Here is a 17,054-nt window from a genome sequence, read left to right on the forward strand (position 1 = left end):
GTTTTCTGTACTTGTCTTTCTTCTTTTTTTCCTGTTCAGTTTTCAAAGATCGCTTGCACACTGAGTGCTTATTTATATTACCAAAATAGAAACTAAGAGTCAAATGTTTTTTTATAAAAAAAAGAATTTTTTCAAATTCCTTTTTCTATAGTTAAACAATATACATTTTGAAAATAAAAATCAACTTCTTTGCAATAACAATATTCCAATAAATCTGCCCTACAATCATCACATAGTATATTTAAATACGTTTTCTTTATATTTTTCTTATTTGAATGAATATAGGCTCGTTGAGCACATGTACTACCTTTATTAATTGTTTTGGCAATGGCTGGTAATAAAATACTATTTTTAATTTCATCACCAATAATAACGTTACAAGCTCTTCTTTGTACAAAACCTTTTAAAACATGCGAAAAAGAAATTGGATAATTCATGGGTTGTTTCAACCATTCTACAGAATAATTTCCTTTAAACAAAAAATTATAAACCGGATGATTTGAACGAAATACATCTTTATTTCTCATAAACTGACTCGCACAATCTGAATAAATATCACTTTTCGAAAGAGAAATTGTATACCCATCCATTTCTTCTCTTATACATTGCCAATCTTCATATTCATAATAAATATCCTGACAAGCTGGATCTAATGACGAATAAGAAAAAGAAGGCATCATCACACATCCCTGATCACCAATTACTTCAAATAAAGCATCAAATATAGTTTGATATCCATTAACTATTCGATGAAATTTTGAAAGATTAGCTTGTAAACAAACTAAATCTCCTTTTTTAATTTCTAATTCATGAAATAAATGTATAAAATCTTCTTTTGTTAGAACTGTATTCATATCGGTATTTTAACAAAAACTAAAAAGTCATACAAGCCTTGACAGCTCTTTTCCATCCTGCATAGATTTGATCTACATTTTCTTTTGAGCGACTTGGTTTAAATACGTAATCCAATTCCATTTTCAAATCTTCTTTTGTCCAGTAACCGCAATTTAAACCCGCTAAAAAAGCAGCACCCAATGCAGTTAATTCATTGATTTTATATCGCTTAACATCACACATTAAAATATCACTTTGAAATTGCAATAAAAAATTATTCGCAGCGGCGCCTCCATCTACTTTAATACTCGTAAAACTCACACCACTATCTTTAACCATAGAATGTAAAACATCTTTGCTTTGGAAAGCCATGGATTCTAAAGCCGCTCGTACCATGTGATTTTGATTCGTCCCAAATGTTAAGCCCACAATAGCTGCTCGACATTTATCATTCCAATAAGGCGCCCCTAAACCAACAAAAGCTGGTACAATATACAATCCATTGCAGCTAGATACAGATTGAGCCATTTCTTCTGTTTCCAGTGCACTATGGACAATTTTTATTTCATCACGTAACCATTTGATTAAAGAACCCGAAACAAAGATGCTTCCTTCTAAAGCATATGTCACTTCATTTCCAATTTGCCAAGCCACTGTACTTAATAAACCAGATTGTGAACGCACAATTTGATTTCCTGTATTCATCAACATGAAACCACCCGTTCCATATGTATTCTTGACATCTCCTTTTTCAAAACAGCCTTGTCCAAATAATGCCGCTTGCTGATCACCAACTACACTGCAAATCGGAATTTTTTCATTTAAAAAAATTGCTGGCATTGTGTTTCCATAAAAATAAGATGTTGGTTTAATTTCAGGTAAAATCGATTTTGGAATATCGAATACAGACAATAACTCTTCATCCCATTGACAAGAATCAATATTGAACAACAATGTTCGAGATGCATTCGATACATCAGTGATATGAATCTTTTGACCCGTTAACTTCCAAACCAGCCAGCTATCCACAGTACCAAACAAAAGCTCACCTTTTTCAGCTTTTTCACGAGCTTGTGGAACATGATTTAAAATCCAGGCAATCTTTGAAGCTGAAAAATAAGGGTCAATGCGCATTCCTGTTTTTTTCTTTACAATTTCTTCATAGCCTTTTTCTTTCCATTCATCACAAATCACATCGGTTTGTTTAGATTGCCAGACAATCGCATGATAAATAGGCAATCCTGTCTTTTTATCCCACAAAATAGTCGTTTCTCTTTGATTACTGATGCCAATGGCACATATTTGATTGGCTTCAATACTTGATTTTGATAAAACATCCATACAAACAGCTAAAGTCGATAAATAAATTTCATTGGCGTCTTGTTCAACCCATCCAGGTTGCGGATAAAATAAATTTGTTTCTTTTTGCGACATTGCTACAATATTGCGATTATGATCAAATATTATGGAACGTGTACTTGTGGTTCCCTGATCAATTGCCATTATAAATTTTTCCATAATTACCTCTTTTTTTTTCATTATAAACCAAAAGAAAAAGACAAATCAATTGACTTGTCTTAACTTCTTAATACAGCTTTGCATTCATTTTCAATTGCTGAAATCATATGATTATAAACCATATTGATTTCATCATCTTTCAATGTATGTGTATCCGATTGGAACAATACTGATAAAGCAATAGATTTTTTATCAGCATCTACATGTTCTCCTTGATATACATCAAAAACTTCAATATTGCGAATCACCATTTCTTTATTTACTCTACCTTGTTTTTTCATCACATTTAGTACTTTTTCTACTGGCATATTTCGATCAATCACAAATGCAAGGTCACGAGAAACAGATGGATATTTTGAAATTGGAGTAAATTTCACTTTAGCTTTTTTAATATTCAATAAAGCATCGCAATTTAATTCAGCCATAATGACATCTTTGGTATTGGTTTGTTTTGCATAGCCAGGATGAATTTGTCCAACCAATCCCACTAAATCTTTTCCAACAAAAACAGCAGCACTGCGATATGGATGGAAATGTTTTGTATCTTCATTATTTTCTCTAAAATAAACACGAGCTGGTGTAATTCCTAAGCGATCTAATAATTCTTCAATCAAACCTTTTGCGGTATAGAAATCACTTGGTAATGTATAATTTGTCCATCGATTTTGTTGTAAAAGACCACTTAAAACAAAAGCAACATGACTTTCCATTCCATCTTCATTAGATACATCGCTGTATTCAAATACATTGACATCTTTAATAGAACGAGCATGATTATAACTAACGGCATCTAATAAACTTGGTAAAATGCTTGTACGTATCCATCTTCTTTCTTCACTCATTGGAATCGATAATTCAATCGCATTTTTAGTTGATAAAATCGCATTGTCTTTCTTTTCTGTACTAATTAAAGTATATGTAATACAGTCCTGCAATCCTTGTGAAGTAAAGAACGATTGAATCATTCGTGTCATTCTTTGTTTGTCATTTAGTTTTCCTTCCGTCATTTCCATTAAAGGAAGTGTTGTTGGAAGAGAATCAAATCCAATAATACGAATGACTTCTTCTGCTAAATCCGCTTTTCCTTCCATATCAGTACGATAAGAAGGAATGGATACTGTATATTGTCCATCTTTATATTTTGGTTCAAAATGAAGGCGCTTAAATACATCCCAAACTTGTTCATGCTTAAATGATGTTCCTAAAATTTGATTGATATCATCTAAAGTACATTGAATTTGTTTTGGTTCATATGGATTGTTTCCAAATTCTACTGTTTCTTCAATTTCAGTTGCATCTGCATATTCAATCAACAATTGAACAGCACGATCCAATGCCTTTTTAGCTGCCAATGGTTCAATCCCTTTTTGATAACGAACACTGGCTTCTGTTGCCAAATTTAAACGACGAGCTGTATTTCGAATGGATACATGATCAAAATGAGCACATTCAATAATAAGTCCCTTTGTTGAATCTAAAATCTTAGAATCATCTCCACCCATAATTCCAGCAATTCCAATTGGCTTACCTTGATTGGTAATAACACAATCTTCTGGCTTTAATGCATATGTTATGCCATCCAAAGCCGTGTAGTCTTCATCGAATCCATCTGCAACTGTAATTTCATGATTTGGAATCGCATCTTTATCATAAAAATGCATTGGCTGACCCGTTTCTAACATAACAATGTTTGAAATATCGACAACATTATTAATTGAATGAACTCCACTAGCCATTAATAATTCTTTCATCCATTTTGGACTTTCTTTGATTGTGATATTTCCAATGACCTTTCCTAAAAAATAAGGACACTTTTTTGTTTTACTATCAATTTTTAAAGTTGTTTTTCCTCCAATGTCACTGGCATGATCAAAAGAAGGAAGTTTCACTTCTTTATTTAAAATAGCTCCTGCTTCCAATCCAAAAGAAAAAGCTGCTAAACAATCACTTCGATTGGGTGTCAAGCCAATATCTAATATTTCATCGTTTAATCCTAAATAACCAAGAGGATCTGTATATCCAACTGGTGCATCTTCATCTAATATTTCAATTCCATTTAATTGTTCTTCCGTTAATAATTTAGGATCTACTCCTAATTCAAACAAAGCGCAAATCATTCCTTCGCTGACTTGTCCACGAATCTTTCCAGCTTTAATTTCTCCTCCAGGTAAAACAGCTCCTACTTGTGCTACAATTACTTTTTGTCCCGCTTTTACATTGGGTGCACCACAAACAATATCTAATACACGATTTCCAATATTCACTTTTGTACAATGAAGGTGATCACTATCTGGATGATCGACACAAGATTCAACATATCCAATAATCAAATTGCTTCCCTGGCTTTGTTTTTCGATGGCTTCTACTTCAAAACCGGCATTTGTGATTTTTTCTTGCAGTTGTTCAATACTTAAATCCGAAACATCCATATATTGAGACAACCATTTTCTTGAAATCTTCATTTATTCTTCCTCCTATTCAAATCGCGTAAATTCTTCTGAGAATCGTTTATCATTTGTATAGAAGTGACGAATATCATCAATTCCATATTTCAACATCGCGACACGTTCAATACCAACGCCAAAAGCAAATCCACTGACTTTTTCCGGATCGTATCCAGCCATTTTCAATACATTTGGATGGACTTGACCTGCTCCTAGAATTTCAATCCATCCTGTTCCTTTACAAGTTGGACATCCTTTTCCATTGCATATATGACAAGTTACGTCAACTTCCACACTTGGTTCTGTAAAAGGAAAATAAGATGGACGGAAACGAATTTGTTTATCTTGTCCAAACATTTTACGAGCCAAAAACAATAATGTGCCTTTTAAATCTGATAAAGTGATATGTTCTCCAACAACCAATCCTTCCATTTGCATAAACTGATGTGAATGCGTCGCATCGTCATCATCTCGACGATATACTTTTCCTGGACAAACAACTTTAATTGGATTCGGAGCTGATTGTTCTAAAACTGCCATTTGAATAGCAGTTGTATGTGTTCTCAATAAACGATTTTCATCGATATATAAAGAATCTTGCATGTCACGAGCTGGGTGATCTTTTGGAATATTGGCTCTTTCAAAGCAATATAGATCATCTACAATGTCACTTCCTTCAATCACCTGATAACCCAATCCAATAAATAAATCTTCTAATTCTTGTTTGATTAAATTCAATGGATGCACATTTCCCACATTGGGTTTACGACCCGGTAAAGTAATATCAATTTTTTCGTTTTGAATTTTAAGAAGCATTTCTTTTTCTTCTAATTCCACTTTCTTTTCATCGATGCAAGCACTTAATTCACTTTTTAATTGATTGACTTGCTGACCAAATTTTGGTTTTTCTTCTTTAGGAAGATCTTTCATACATTTCATCAAACCTTGAACAGGTCCTTTTTTTCCTAAATAAGAAACACGTAAATCATTTAATACAGCTAAATTTTGAGCACTTGAAATTTTTTCCAATGCTTCCTGGCGAAGCTCTTCAATTTGTTTCATATTGATTCCTTTCTGTTTTCAATAAAAAAAGACGACATAGGAGCGATTCTATCGCGGTACCATCCTATTTCGCCTTAAAGCACTTAATTACCATGATAACCGTATGAAACGGAAGAGGATTAACTCTTACTCCCAGGTGAATTCATTATTCCTTCTTATCCCAAATCTTGCAGCCTATGAATTTGAGTCTCTAGATAAGGTCAAATAATTACTAGTCCCGATCAACGTTTTTTTAACAAATCTGATTATACAAAATATCCATCAAAACTTCAAGAATTTGCAGATACCAATTCCCAATAAAGAAGAAAAACTATCTAGGCATATATCTAGAATTGAGCCATTTCGCATAGAAACAAATAATTGATGGAATTCATCACTGGAAGCATAAAACAAACAAATTATAAAAGCAAACAATGTCCATTTACGATTTTCTGATGTATTGGATTGATATACCAATATTCCTAAAACAAAATACTCAAACATATGTGCACTTTTTCGTATAAACACATGAAGCCATTCAACATTTTCTATATGAAATAAATAATTAAAAATTGAAACAAAATACATACTTTGATTCGTTGACTGAACAGAAGCCTGGCTGGACATATAAAAAATAAAACCCATCCAGACGAAAGTAGCCAACACAAAAGAAATCCTAATTTTTTTCAACAATTTTCATACCTGTCTTAACAATTGAATGACTTGGAATTACACCACGAACACAGGAAACAGGATAAATATTGGTATGTCTTCCAATCACTGTTCCCGGATTTAATACACTATTGCATCCAACTTCCACATAATCACCTAACATAGCACCAAATTTTTTCAATCCTGTTTCAATGGATTGTTCCTTGTCATGAACAACAACCAGTGTTTTATCGGATTTTACATTAGATGTAATAGATCCTGCACCCATATGTGATTTATAACCTAGAATCGAATCTCCTACATAGTTATAATGTGGAGTTTGTACGTTATCAAATAAAATAACATTTTTTAATTCGACACTATTTCCTACTACACAATTTTTTCCAACCAACGCACTTCCACGAATAAAAGCACAGTGTCGGACTTCTGTATGTGCGCCAATAATACATGGAGCACCTAAATAAGCAGAAGGATAAATCGTAGCACTTTTATGAACCCATACATGTTCACTGATTTGTGTATATTCATCGGATAATGTATTTCCTAAATTAATAATGAATTCTTTTAATCCTTTTAACGCCTGCCAAGGATATGTGTATTGTTCTAAATAAGATTTTGCTAAAGTATGATTTAAATCATATAAATCTTGAATTGTTAACATAAAACCACCTCGCTGTTATTTTAGCGAATAAATTTGTGAGAATTATGTTATTTAAAAGATTTGTAAATTTTCAAAATAAGATTTCACAAGTTTTGCGTATTTCCGGCTAATTGGAATAAATGATTCATCTAATAAAATAACATTGTTACGATGATATTCCCTTACATAATTCATATTTACTAAATAACTAAAATGAATGCGCAAAAAGAATGGACTCACATAATCATCAAATTGATCTATGTGCGAATATGTTGTATAAATACTACCATCTTTCATGTGAACAATCGTTTTTCGTTTATCTCTTTCAAAATAAACAACATCTTGTTCACAAATAACATACACAACATTTTTCCAGCTTAAGCGAATATATGTTTTCTCTTTTTCTATAATCCTGTTTTGTATTTGATTGAGTCTTTGTTCAAAATAAGGATATAAATCATTTTTATAAATAAAACCATAATGAGAAACATCATATACCTGATACCCAACTTCTAAATGGGCACCAACAAACAAAATATGGATACTCGGATACATTTCATGAATAGAGATTGAATTTTCGTACCAGTTTTCTAAGTCTGTATCAATTACTAAAATATCGATTCTTCGAAAATGTTCTTGTTCTGCACAAACTTCAAAATTTGTAAAAACAAAAAAAGGGGTAACTACAGTGTTAAATCTTTCCTGAATATAATTTTCCAAAAATCCAATCATTCTTATGTCATCCGTTATCGTAGCATATACCATAACTGATTCCTCCATAAAAAAATTCCCTGTAATTATTATATAGTATAAAAGTCATTAAAATGTAAGCGAAACGCAAAAAATCGTTTCAATATTTACATTAAAATGGTCAGAAATTAAAGTGACCGCCTTTTTCTCCTTTCTAAAACCAAAAATAACTGACAATTTTGATTCAAATTAAGTATACAAAACCAATATGACATTATTTATGTCTAAAACTATATTTTGTATGATATAATACATTCATGAAAATTGAATCAATACAAAATAAAAAAATAAAAGAACGAGCAAAATTGCATACAAAAAAAGAACGAGATAAAACAAATCTTTTTATTATTGAAGGATTTCATCTTATTCAAGAAGCACTTTATGCCCACCAATTAGAAGAACTTTTTATTTTAGAATCCATTGAAAATCCATTTGATTTTCCTTGTTTTTCATGTACACAAAGTGTCATCAATAAATTGTCAAATCAAATTTCAAATGCGAAAATGATTGGAGTTTGTCGAAAAAAAGAATTCAAAACAACAAAATTCAAAAAAATTCTTTTCTTAGACGATGTACAAGACCCTGGAAATGTTGGAACCATTGTTCGAAGTGCCTATAGCTTTGGAATGGACGCTATTTTTGCTTCTGAAAAGTGTGCAGATGTCTATAATTTGAAGACAATTCAATCCACACAAGGGGCATTATTTCATCTTCCATATTTTGTAACAAATCTAAAAAAAGAAATTTCTTTTTTTCAAGAAAAAGGAATTCCAATATATGCCACTGCATTGCATCAGCAAGCAGAATATCTACAAGATATTATTATTCCTGATTCTTTTGGAATTGTAGTAGGAAATGAGGGTCAAGGAATTCATAAAGATATTATTGATATGTGTGATTCTTGTATAAAAATCGAAATGAATGCATTTGAAAGTTTAAATGTTGCGATTGCAGCATCTATTTGTATGTATACATTCCAATATAAAAAGTGAACCGTCGGTTCACTTTAATTTTTCCATAAATTTCTTTTCTACAACAATAAAACGTTCATGATATCCTTTACCAATAATTTCACCATCTTCCATAGCTAAAACTTGAAAACAAATTTTTCGATCATCAATTTTAGAAATTTCAGAAGTAATTAAAATTTCAGATCCAATTGACGTAGCTTTATCATGTGATACATTCATAAACGTTCCAACGCTTGTACAACCAGGCTCTAATTGATCTTCCAAACATAAACATGAAGCTTCTTCCATCCATGCAATCATTTGCGGAGTTGCTAAAACTTCCAAAGAACCACTCTTCATCACTTTAGCCGAGTGTTCCATTTGAACAGTTCTTTTAATAGTGACAGATTTAAATTCCATAATACCCTCCTTTGGAACTATGATATAATACAGATATGAATCAAGATCAACTTATTTATGACAAAGCAAAAAAAAGAGTCAATCGGAAACATTGGACTGTATTTTCTATCATCTTAGTTTATTTTATAACATTCTATTTAATATTCCAAATGAATTTTATTTCAAAAACAGCCTTCCCTGTACAAAATATTTTACTTTCAAATATTATTAGTGAAATATGTTTATATGGTTTATTATTTTGTTTATTAAGTACAGGAAAAAAATTTTTTCGTTTTTTATTTAAAATAGGCATCCTTTATTCTCATCTGATGCTCCTTGTTCCGATTTATTATTTAATCAATGACTTTTTTCATTTTATTCCTTATTTGATTTGGTTATTCGTTCTTGAAATAAAGAATATATATCTTCTTCATTACAATAAAGAATTACATACCAATCGATGGGCTAAAATCTTTTATGATTTAGAAATTGAAATAGAAGACGATCAGGACATTGAAGATATTTATTTAAAAGATAAAGATTATAAAAAAGATGAAGAACCTTATACACTACCTCAATTATGTTTACGGCTGGGAATTTGTATTTATGGATCCTTGTTTGTGATTCCGATTTGTATCCATGTATTATCTCCTTTTTTTGCTTCTAATGACTTACAAACCGTATTTGCGACAAAAGCTATGTTTATTTTCTGTATTTATACAGCCGTTGTATGGACAATTCCATTATTTTGTTTCTACTACAACCATCCTGCTTCTAAAAAAGTAGTTGGATTGTGCTTTATTTTTGAATTATTGCGAGTCATTTTATATTCAAAAACACTCTATTCCTATTATGTACAAGATATTTATCCAATTCGTGTCTTTATTTTCTTTATTTTAGCAGACTTTATTCGTTACGCATTATTGCTATATAGCTTAAAACCACTCTTTCAAAAAAACGTATCACAATAAAAGTGATGCGTTATTTTAATGAATCAATGAATTTTAATAAATTTTCAAAACTTCCTTGTGGATATTTTGAAATATCTAAATTTTTTGTATTTAATAAGTTATCTGTTAACAAAAACACATGAAAACCTAGATTTTGAGCAACCATATCTTCACTTGCATCGTTTCCAACCATTAAACAATTTTCAGGAATCAAATGAAAACGATCTATTAATTCCTGATAATAAACTAAATTTGGTTTACAAGAATGTGAATTTTCATATGTTGTAATATATACAAAATCTTCTGGCTTTAAGCCTGCCCAGCGAATACGGGATTGAGTCGCTATAGCTGGAAAAATAGGATTGGTTGCTAATATGATGGGATATTCTTTTTTTAAAGAATCAATAACGACTTGACTCATAGGATTAAATCCACAAGATTCTTTAGCCATTTGAAATTCATTTTGATAAAATTCTTCAAATAAATTCTGATCTTCAATAGCTTTTTGTCCATAAAAACCACTGAAAATATCCCAGAACACTTGTTCATTTGTTTTAGATCCATCGTTTTGAATCATTTTATATGTACCTTTCCAGATATTTTCAATTAAAGATTTGGCTTCATATCCATAAGGTGCCATTTTTTTTGCTAATAAAGAAAAATAATATTTCGTAAATTTGTCTTGATCCATCGGAAGAAGTGTTCCATCTAAATCAAATAATATCGTATCTAACATAATAAACCTCTCTCTTTGTTTCAAGTATACAGAATTTTACTTTGAGAATCAAATCATCAAATATAAGAATGAATCCATTTGTTTTGAAATAAACGAAATAAAAAGATACATCCTCTAAAACACAATTCTAGACACATTGCCAGCCAACATCCTTGTAAACCATAAAAAAGAGATAAAATATATGCTAAAGGAATTCGTAAACACCACATACTAACAAAATTTAATAAAGTAGATACTTTTGTATCTCCTGCTCCTCGAAAAACTCCGGCACAAACAATAGATGCTCCGTATAATGGTTCTGCAAAAGCTTCAATGCGAAGAATTTGGATGGCTAATTGTTGAATAGAAGTATCAATGGTTAACAAAGAAATCATAAATGGAGCAAATATATAAAGTAAAATTCCAGAACATGTCATGATTATCATTCCTAAAAATGTTATTAACCATGAAAATTCTTTCGTTAATGTTTCTTTTTGTGCTCCAATAGTTTGGCCAATAATCATACTAGCAGCACTTTGTATACCATATCCTGGCATGTAACAAAGACTTTCAGCTGTAATCGCAAAGGAATTTGCAGCAATGGCTAAGGTCCCTAAAGGGGCAACAATGGCTGTAAATGCAATATATGAAAAAGATGTTAAAGCACTTTCCATACAAACTGGAAAGCCAATGGAAAAGGCGTGATGTAAACTCTTTGTATCCCAATAAAATGGTTCTTTTTTTAAAAATGATAAAGTTTCACTTTTCGAGTTGATATAAAACAGTAAGCAAAGCATACAAACAATAATAGAGATTCCAGTTGCCAAAGCGGCTCCCTTGATTCTAAGATTCAATCCAAATGGAAAAATAAAATAAAAATTTAAAATAATATTTAGAACACACATACCAACATTAAAAAAACTTGGTATTTTCATGTTTCCACTAGCTTGTAAAGATAAAGTTAATAAGGTGTTTATACAAGAAAATGGAAGGAAAAATGAATAAATTTTTAAATAAACAGAAGCATTTTCTACAATGTCTTTACTTCCTTGAAGCCATACAGGGATTCTAGGAGACAAATATAAACCAAAACCACTTAACAAGATTGACAGCAACAAACAAATCAAAAAGCCTTGTTTCAAAATATTTCTTGCTTTTGTGTATTGTTTTGCTCCAATGCATTGCGCCATTTGAACAGTAAAACCAGCACTCAAAAAATTTGCAATTCCTGACAACAACCAGATTGTTGATGAAACCAAACCAATGGAAGCAGAATCATTGGCTCCTAATCGTCCTACCATAGCTGCATCGATATATTCCATAATGATAGTTGATATTTGTGCCAATATCGTGGGTAAACTCAATGATAAAACAAGTTTGATTTTTTGTTTATAATTTAAATTTTGCTCCAGCCAATGCATCATGGAAGTAGCGCTTCTTTCAATTCTTTGTATTCATTGGCATTGTCTATATTTTGTTGAATTTGTTTTTCGCTTATTTTTTTTATGACGCGACAAGGAACTCCTAAGGCAATGCAGTTGTCCTCAATTATTGTTCCTTGACTGACAAGGGCATTGGCTCCAATAATACAGTTTTGACCAATTTGACTTCCATTTAAAATGGTTGCATTCATACCTATCACTGTATTCTTTCCTATTCTACATCCATGAATCACAGCTCCATGACCAATTGAAACATTGTCTTCAATCACAACAGGAAAGCCTGGATCTCCATGAATCACAGCATTATCTTGTATATTGGAATTTTTTCCAATGGTAATAGAACATGTATCGCCTCGTAAAACGGCTCCATACCAGATACTGGAATCCTTCTTGCATGTTACATTTCCTATAATAGTTGCATTTTGGGCAACTTTTCCTTCAATTACCGGTTTTTTATTTTTATAAGATATAATCATTGATTTTCTCCTTTTGGATCAAATGAATCAAATATCATACAATCCACTTGTTGTTTTTGACTGAAGTATTCTTCTTTACATCGAATAGTCCATCCAACTGTTTTGAATCGAAACAAAAATTTCATAAGTCGATACGTAAAAAAATTTTGACAGTGAATATCCATTGCTATAAAATCTGGTTTTGTAAAGCCATTGGTTAAAAAATTTGTTAAAATAAAGCGAATTAACCAAGGAAGTTTTTCATTTTTATAATGATTTTCACTTAATTGACCTCTTAAAATTTCTGGTTTGTTTTCCTTAAGATAACATAAAACCCCAGGATGAAAGGATTCTATAACATAAAGGCCTGAATAAGAATTCAATAAAGTCAGTGTTTTTTTTACAGTTTCAATAGGATTTCCTTCTTTTTTGATTTCAATAATCAAAGGCACTTGACCATTTACTAATTGTAGTACATTTATAAACAAAGGAATTCTTTCCTGGCTTTTTTTTAATGGATATTGAAGCAATTGTTCATATGTTAAATGCATGATTTCTTCTTTGATTTTACACATTCTTTGTAAACTGGCATCATGGAAAACAACCAATTGTCCATCCTTTGTCATTTGAACATCTAACTCGATGCCATACCCATGTTTAATAGCTCTTTCAAATGCTTTTAATGAATTTTCTGGACATTCATCATTAAAGAATCCCCTATGTGCAAAATCAAAAGAGGCCAATTGTTTCCATTTTTCGCTTTGCCGAATATGATTTGGCTTTATCAGAAAAAGATACAAACAAAACAAAGTGATCATGAATTATCTCCTTCAATCGCTTGTTGAATCAATTCAGCATATACTTTAGCTCCTTCTACACTAGGATGAATTCCATCACTGGATAAATATTCTGGATGATTGCTGGCTTGTGTATACCAGTCAATAATATGCAAATTCGAATACTGTTTCTCTAATTCTAATAAATACGCATTGTTGGTGTCTTGCCAAGACAATGTTGGACAATAATTATTGACCCAATATACGTCTTTATCTTTTAAATAATCCAAAACATCAACGGCTAAAAAATCATAGATTAGGCCATTGGTTCCCATCGCAATAACCACTACATCTTTTAATTGACCATTGGCTTCAAATTGAAGCAATGCTTCTTTTTCTTGTCCCATATGACGAGAAACCTCAGCATCAATTAAACAATCCGGATAGACTTGTTTTATTTCATCATACGATCCCAATAAAACAGAGTCTCCCACCATAACAATGTCTGCACTTGAAATATTTTTCTGATCTTCAATCATTTGTTCTTTATTCGATTCCATTTCTGTTTTTAATTCTTCTATGTCTTCTTTTTTATCTTTAGATTGAATGAGTCCATATCCAGAAATGCCAAAAGAAATGGAATAAACCAGTAATAATTGTATTTTATTTTTTTGTCTTACAAATAAATACGTGAAAATTGATAAAACGAATAAAATAAAAAGTTGAATACTTATATAAGAAAAACGAAGTCTTTGACATAAAAATATAATGGGATATTGCCACAAATAGATTTCATAACTAATTTTTCCAATAATTTTTAAAACAGGAGTTTCCAGCCATTTACATGGTGATTGAATCAAAAAATAAAGAAAAACAGTAAAAAGGAAACTGACAATCCACATACCACCTAAATAAATCCATTTACTTTCTCCATCCATTGTCAAAGAAACAAAAATAAAAAATAATACAAAAGCAGCAGAACTAACATATCCCTGTATTTTGTTTTGTCTTCTTGGATATTCTTTTAGAAATAATGCCAATGTACATCCCATTAAAAATGAAAAAATACGTGTATCCAGGCCATAATAAACTCGCGTAATGCCTTGAGATAGACAAATCATCATCCAAATTCCAGATAAAAGTGTTAAAAAAGATAAAAAGCGTATCGTTGTTTTTCGATTTGTTTTATTTAATAGAAATTGTATTCCTAAATAAAGAAATGGCCAAATTAAATAAATCTGCATTTCCAAACTAAGAAACCAAAGAGATGTAAAACAAGAAGCATTTAGTATTCGGGTAAAATAATCTGCGTTTTGAATGATTTGCCAAATATTGTTGTATCCCAATACAATTGATAAAACTTCAGATTTCATGCCATCTAATAAAGAAGCATCTACAATAAAATAAATACTCAATGTGATTGCCATCATAAATAAAAGAGATGGATACAATCTTTTGATTCGTTTTTTATAAAAACTAAATAAAGAAAAATTTTCTTTTTCTTGTTGCATCAATAAAAAACCTGACACAATAAAAAACAAACAAACACCTAAATATCCGCCTTTAAAAATATCTGGAAAAAAATGAAAACCGGTTATTCCAATAATCGCAATGGCTCGAATGCCATCTATTCCTTTAATTCTTCTCTTTTTCATAGAATAAGTATAGCATAAAAAAACAAGACTGTTTCAATACAATCTTGTTTATCCTAGAATGGCTTTATCGGAAGTAAATTCTTCTCCACTGACTTTTTCAAACATATGAAGAAGTTGTTCCACTGTTAAGTTTTTCTTTTCTTCTCCTTTAATATCTAAAATAATATGTCCATCATTCATCATAATCAATCGATTTCCATGAGCAATGGCATCTTTCATATTATGTGTAATCATTAAAGTTGTTAAGTGATCTTTATTTACAATGGATTCCGTTGTTTCTAATACTTTAGCTGCAGTTTTTGGATCCAAAGCCGCCGTATGTTCATCCAATAAAAGAACTTTTGGTTTCTGCAAAGAAGCCATTAACAATGTTAAAGCCTGACGCTGTCCTCCTGACAACAAACCAACTTTGGAAGTCATACGATCTTCTAAGCCAAGACCCAATGTCTTTAATAATTCATGATATTCCTGACGTTCCTGTTTTGTAATACCTACACGAAGTGTACGCGATTTTCCTCTTCGCTTAGCCAATGCCAGATTTTCTTCTATATTCATAGTCGCTGCTGTTCCTGTCATCGGATCCTGGAACACACGACCGATATATTTTGCTCGCTTGTGTTCAGGTAAATTGGTAATGTCCTGATTGTCAATACAAATAGATCCAGAATCAATATTCCATACTCCGGCAATGGCATTCAACATAGTGGATTTACCAGCTCCGTTTCCTCCAATAACCGTCACAAAATCGCCTTCTTCAAGTTTAAGTGTAACTCCTTTTAATGCTTTCTTTTCATTGACTGTTCCAGGATTGAAGGTTTTGTGTACATCTTTAATTTCTAACATATATTACACTCCCTTCTTTACATGTTTACTAGCATAATTGGCTTTCCAGTATGGAACCGCTAAGAACAATGCCACTACAATAGCCGATAATAATTTTAAATCATCTGTGGATAATCCAAGTTTTAGTACAACTTGAATTACAATATAATAAATAATAGCTCCTAATACACAGCTCAATAATAAAAGCGCAAAATTTTTAAAGACTTTTGAAAACAATACTTCTCCAATGATTACAGCTGCTAAACCAATCACAATGGCTCCTCGTCCCATATTGATATCAGAGAACCCCTGATATTGAGCTAATAATCCACCACTTAAAGCCACCAATCCATTAGAAATCATCAAAGCCAGTACTTTAGCTCGATTTGTATTGATTCCATTGGCTCTAGCCATGTTCCCATTGGCTCCTGTAGCTCGTAAAGAAGATCCTAATTCCGTTCCAAAGAACCAATATAAAAGTCCAATTAAAACAATAATACAAATAAATAATACAATTAATGGGTTTTTAAAGCTTAAGACTCGTACATATCTTGAGCTCAAAGCCAAATTGTATTTATCCGCGTTGATTGGTAAATTGGCACGCGAAAAAGTGACTTGGTCCCATCCCATAATATGTAAATTAATAGAATAAAGTGCCAATTGTGTTAAAATTCCAGCTAATATGGCAGGAATACCAAATGTTGTATGAAAAATTCCTGTCACAAATCCAGCAAAAAGGCCAACAATAAAGCTACATGCCAAAGCAATATAGGCAGGTACACCACACATGATCAATACAATACAGACTGCGGCTCCAGTGCATAAGGATCCATCAACTGTTAGATCTGCAATGTCTAATATTTTATATGTGATATAAACACCAATAGCCATGATTCCCCATATCATTCCTTGTGAAATGGCTCCTGGCATAGAATTTAATAAAGAAACAAAAAACGACATATTTTCATCCTTTCTGAAAAAAAAGAAGAAA

The 17,054-nt window shown here is 31.4% G+C and carries 17 protein-coding genes; 2 read left to right on the forward strand and 15 right to left on the reverse strand.

Annotated features, from left to right (window positions below):
- Nucleotides 1-131: 131 nt before the first annotated feature.
- The 7 genes from ACI32A_RS08335 to ACI32A_RS08365 all read right to left on the reverse strand — a co-directional run bounded on the left by ACI32A_RS08335 (nt 132) and on the right by ACI32A_RS08365 (nt 7,914).
- Nucleotides 132-854, reverse strand: a complete 723-nt coding sequence (locus tag ACI32A_RS08335) for an AAC(3) family N-acetyltransferase (RefSeq protein ID WP_439754590.1) — start codon at nt 852-854, stop codon at nt 132-134.
- 19 nt (nt 855-873) lie between these two features.
- On the reverse strand, nt 874-2,352 hold the full coding sequence (gene glpK, locus ACI32A_RS08340) for a glycerol kinase GlpK (protein ID WP_439754591.1): 1,479 nt from the start codon (nt 2,350-2,352) through the stop codon (nt 874-876).
- Nucleotides 2,353-2,411: 59 nt separating this feature from the next.
- Entirely contained in the window at nt 2,412-4,814 is a 2,403-nt protein-coding gene (pheT, locus tag ACI32A_RS08345) for a phenylalanine--tRNA ligase subunit beta (RefSeq protein WP_439754592.1), read from the reverse strand.
- Nucleotides 4,815-4,826: 12 nt separating this feature from the next.
- Nucleotides 4,827-5,858, reverse strand: coding sequence for a phenylalanine--tRNA ligase subunit alpha (gene pheS, locus ACI32A_RS08350; protein ID WP_439754594.1), 1,032 nt, complete (start codon nt 5,856-5,858; stop codon nt 4,827-4,829).
- A gap of 261 nt (nt 5,859-6,119) precedes the next feature.
- On the reverse strand, nt 6,120-6,503 hold the full coding sequence (locus ACI32A_RS08355; RefSeq protein ID WP_439754595.1) for a VanZ family protein: 384 nt from the start codon (nt 6,501-6,503) through the stop codon (nt 6,120-6,122).
- Between the two features lie 10 nt (nt 6,504-6,513).
- A complete protein-coding gene (locus ACI32A_RS08360; RefSeq protein WP_439754596.1) occupies nt 6,514-7,170 on the reverse strand; it encodes a UDP-N-acetylglucosamine pyrophosphorylase in 657 nt (218 codons plus the stop codon).
- Between the two features lie 51 nt (nt 7,171-7,221).
- Complete coding sequence (locus tag ACI32A_RS08365; protein WP_439754597.1) at nt 7,222-7,914, reverse strand: LytR/AlgR family response regulator transcription factor; 693 nt, start codon at nt 7,912-7,914, stop codon at nt 7,222-7,224.
- A gap of 242 nt (nt 7,915-8,156) precedes the next feature.
- Here ACI32A_RS08365 and ACI32A_RS08370 point away from each other — a divergent pair, with 242 nt between their 5' ends.
- A complete protein-coding gene (locus tag ACI32A_RS08370; RefSeq protein ID WP_439754598.1) occupies nt 8,157-8,891 on the forward strand; it encodes a TrmH family RNA methyltransferase in 735 nt (244 codons plus the stop codon).
- 9 nt (nt 8,892-8,900) lie between these two features.
- Here ACI32A_RS08370 and ACI32A_RS08375 read toward each other — a convergent pair whose 3' ends face one another.
- Nucleotides 8,901-9,269 (reverse strand): thioesterase family protein, encoded by a 369-nt coding sequence (locus ACI32A_RS08375; protein WP_439754599.1) that lies wholly within the window; start codon nt 9,267-9,269, stop codon nt 8,901-8,903.
- Nucleotides 9,270-9,304: 35 nt separating this feature from the next.
- Here ACI32A_RS08375 and ACI32A_RS08380 point away from each other — a divergent pair, with 35 nt between their 5' ends.
- Entirely contained in the window at nt 9,305-10,219 is a 915-nt protein-coding gene (locus tag ACI32A_RS08380; RefSeq protein ID WP_439754600.1) for a hypothetical protein, read from the forward strand.
- Nucleotides 10,220-10,229: 10 nt separating this feature from the next.
- Here the strand turns inward: ACI32A_RS08380 and ACI32A_RS08385 are convergent, their stop codons facing one another.
- The 7 genes from ACI32A_RS08385 to ACI32A_RS08415 are packed head-to-tail and all read right to left on the reverse strand — an operon-like array spanning nt 10,230 to nt 17,023.
- Entirely contained in the window at nt 10,230-10,934 is a 705-nt protein-coding gene (locus ACI32A_RS08385) for an HAD family hydrolase (protein WP_439754601.1), read from the reverse strand.
- Nucleotides 10,935-10,990: 56 nt separating this feature from the next.
- Nucleotides 10,991-12,337 carry an MATE family efflux transporter gene (locus ACI32A_RS08390; protein WP_439754602.1) on the reverse strand — a complete coding sequence of 449 codons (1,347 nt, stop codon included), beginning with the start codon at nt 12,335-12,337 and terminating at the stop codon, nt 10,991-10,993.
- Nucleotides 12,334-12,831 (reverse strand): gamma carbonic anhydrase family protein, encoded by a 498-nt coding sequence (locus ACI32A_RS08395; protein WP_439754603.1) that lies wholly within the window; start codon nt 12,829-12,831, stop codon nt 12,334-12,336. The genes ACI32A_RS08390 and ACI32A_RS08395 overlap by 4 nt, the downstream gene beginning before the upstream one ends.
- The gene (locus ACI32A_RS08400) at nt 12,828-13,628 is read right to left on the reverse strand and encodes a glycerophosphodiester phosphodiesterase family protein (protein WP_439754604.1); all 801 of its coding nucleotides are present in this window, start codon (nt 13,626-13,628) and stop codon (nt 12,828-12,830) included. The genes ACI32A_RS08395 and ACI32A_RS08400 overlap by 4 nt, the downstream gene beginning before the upstream one ends.
- The gene (locus ACI32A_RS08405; RefSeq protein WP_439754605.1) at nt 13,625-15,241 is read right to left on the reverse strand and encodes an acyltransferase family protein; all 1,617 of its coding nucleotides are present in this window, start codon (nt 15,239-15,241) and stop codon (nt 13,625-13,627) included. The genes ACI32A_RS08400 and ACI32A_RS08405 overlap by 4 nt, the downstream gene beginning before the upstream one ends.
- 48 nt (nt 15,242-15,289) lie before the next feature.
- Entirely contained in the window at nt 15,290-16,084 is a 795-nt protein-coding gene (locus ACI32A_RS08410; protein WP_439754606.1) for an ABC transporter ATP-binding protein, read from the reverse strand.
- Nucleotides 16,085-16,087: 3 nt separating this feature from the next.
- Nucleotides 16,088-17,023: an ABC transporter permease gene (locus tag ACI32A_RS08415; RefSeq protein ID WP_439754607.1), complete on the reverse strand. Its 936-nt coding sequence runs from the start codon at nt 17,021-17,023 to the stop codon at nt 16,088-16,090.
- Between the last annotated feature and the right edge of the window lie 31 nt (nt 17,024-17,054).

The organism is Floccifex sp., assembly GCF_051873555.1.
Lineage (GTDB): Bacteria > Bacillota_I > Bacilli_A > Erysipelotrichales > Erysipelotrichaceae > Floccifex.

Excerpts from the sequence above, each read along its gene's own strand:
- ACI32A_RS08335 (WP_439754590.1), bottom strand. The coding sequence starts at position 854 with ATGAATACAGTTCTAACAAAAGAAGATTTTATACATTTATTTCATGAA.
- ACI32A_RS08385 (WP_439754601.1), bottom strand. The coding sequence starts at position 10,934 with ATGTTAGATACGATATTATTTGATTTAGATGGAACACTTCTTCCGATG.
- ACI32A_RS08360 (WP_439754596.1), bottom strand. The coding sequence starts at position 7,170 with ATGTTAACAATTCAAGATTTATATGATTTAAATCATACTTTAGCAAAA.
- ACI32A_RS08365 (WP_439754597.1), bottom strand. The coding sequence starts at position 7,914 with ATGGTATATGCTACGATAACGGATGACATAAGAATGATTGGATTTTTG.
- ACI32A_RS08405 (WP_439754605.1), bottom strand. The coding sequence starts at position 15,241 with ATGAAAAAGAGAAGAATTAAAGGAATAGATGGCATTCGAGCCATTGCG.
- ACI32A_RS08410 (WP_439754606.1), bottom strand. The coding sequence starts at position 16,084 with ATGTTAGAAATTAAAGATGTACACAAAACCTTCAATCCTGGAACAGTC.
- ACI32A_RS08390 (WP_439754602.1), bottom strand. The coding sequence starts at position 12,337 with ATGATGCATTGGCTGGAGCAAAATTTAAATTATAAACAAAAAATCAAA.
- ACI32A_RS08375 (WP_439754599.1), bottom strand. The coding sequence starts at position 9,269 with ATGGAATTTAAATCTGTCACTATTAAAAGAACTGTTCAAATGGAACAC.
- ACI32A_RS08395 (WP_439754603.1), bottom strand. The coding sequence starts at position 12,831 with ATGATTATATCTTATAAAAATAAAAAACCGGTAATTGAAGGAAAAGTT.
- ACI32A_RS08400 (WP_439754604.1), bottom strand. The coding sequence starts at position 13,628 with ATGATCACTTTGTTTTGTTTGTATCTTTTTCTGATAAAGCCAAATCAT.
- ACI32A_RS08380 (WP_439754600.1), top strand. The coding sequence starts at position 9,305 with ATGAATCAAGATCAACTTATTTATGACAAAGCAAAAAAAAGAGTCAAT.
- ACI32A_RS08415 (WP_439754607.1), bottom strand. The coding sequence starts at position 17,023 with ATGTCGTTTTTTGTTTCTTTATTAAATTCTATGCCAGGAGCCATTTCA.
- pheS (WP_439754594.1), bottom strand. The coding sequence starts at position 5,858 with ATGAAACAAATTGAAGAGCTTCGCCAGGAAGCATTGGAAAAAATTTCA.
- glpK (WP_439754591.1), bottom strand. The coding sequence starts at position 2,352 with ATGGAAAAATTTATAATGGCAATTGATCAGGGAACCACAAGTACACGT.
- pheT (WP_439754592.1), bottom strand. The coding sequence starts at position 4,814 with ATGAAGATTTCAAGAAAATGGTTGTCTCAATATATGGATGTTTCGGAT.
- ACI32A_RS08370 (WP_439754598.1), top strand. The coding sequence starts at position 8,157 with ATGAAAATTGAATCAATACAAAATAAAAAAATAAAAGAACGAGCAAAA.